1 protein-coding gene is annotated in these 1089 nt (G+C 66.9%); it reads right to left on the bottom strand.

Features of this window, described 5'->3' with window-relative positions:
- The coding region (locus VTU_RS28235) for a hemagglutinin repeat-containing protein (protein ID WP_010106949.1) at nucleotides 1-1089 on the bottom strand (1089 nt) is incomplete at both ends.

Raw genomic sequence — 1089 nt, 5'->3', positions numbered from 1 at the left:
ATGGTGGCGATGGCGCCGGCGCCGCCATAGCCCAGGCTGATGCTGTCCGCGTTCGCGCGGGTGTCCTGCTTGTTGTCCAGGTCGGTAAAGCGCAGGCTTTCGGTTTGCAGGTGGTTTTTCCCGCTGGGCGCGGTGCTGGTGATGGCGCCGCCCCGGAGTTCCGTGACGCCCTTGACCCGTATGTCGTAGCCGCCATCGCCCGCGGCGATGCCGCTCTGCCCGGTGGCGCTTTGGTAGTTGTGGTCTACGGTGGTCTTGCTCGCGCTGACGCTGCCCGTGACGGGCACGCCGTAGCACAGGGGCGGCACGCAGACGCTGACGTTGACCCCGCTGCTGCTTTGTTGGCTCTGGTACTGGCTCTGGTCTTGCAGGGTCTCGATGAGCAGCTTGCCTTGGATGTCCGTGGTGACCCGCTTGCCCGCGAGTTGCGCGCCCCGGAGTTCGGTGTCGCCGCCGGATCGGACGTGCAGATGGTTGCTCGCCAGCACCTGCGTGTTGTCGTACGTGATCTCTGAGCCATTCGCCTGGCCGCGCGACTGGCCCGCGTTGAGCTGGAAGCTGATGCCGGTTTGCTCGCCGACCCCCAGGGTGACGCCCATGCCAAGGCCGCTGGACTTGTTTTTCGAGTGCTGCTGCGTGCTGTTCGTGGCCGCGCCGAGGTCGAGTTTTTTGGCGGCGTCGAGCGTGATGTCCTGGGCCTGGAGCTTGGCGCCCCGGGCTTTGAGGTCCCCTTCGCGGGACGTAATGTCCATGCTCGCGGCCTGCACGCTGCTGCCGCGGCTGGTGCTGTCGGATCGGCTGGCGTGTTCCTCGCTCTTGCTCACGCTGAGGGTGGCGCTTACTCCTATTCCGGCGCTGGTATCGGTCAGGGCCTGGGCACCGCCTTGCTGCACGATATTCGCCAGCTTGTACGCGTCGTAGCCAGCCTTGAGCGTCTGGGCCGCTTGCAGCCGGCTGCTGCTGGAGGTGTTGTCTGCGCCGGTGATCCGGTCGCCGATCATCGTGACGGCCGTGCCCAGGGCGCCGGCGAGCTGGCTGCCGGCGATCACGCTTCTGCTGCGGGAATCGAGGGCGCTGTGGCTGGTGTCC

This window comes from Verminephrobacter aporrectodeae subsp. tuberculatae At4 (genome assembly GCF_000193225.1).
Taxonomy (GTDB): Bacteria; Pseudomonadota; Gammaproteobacteria; order Burkholderiales; family Burkholderiaceae_C; genus Acidovorax; species Acidovorax aporrectodeae.
The sequence above is the reverse complement of the archived record's forward strand: the minus strand, read 5'-3'. Positions and strand labels throughout refer to the sequence as shown.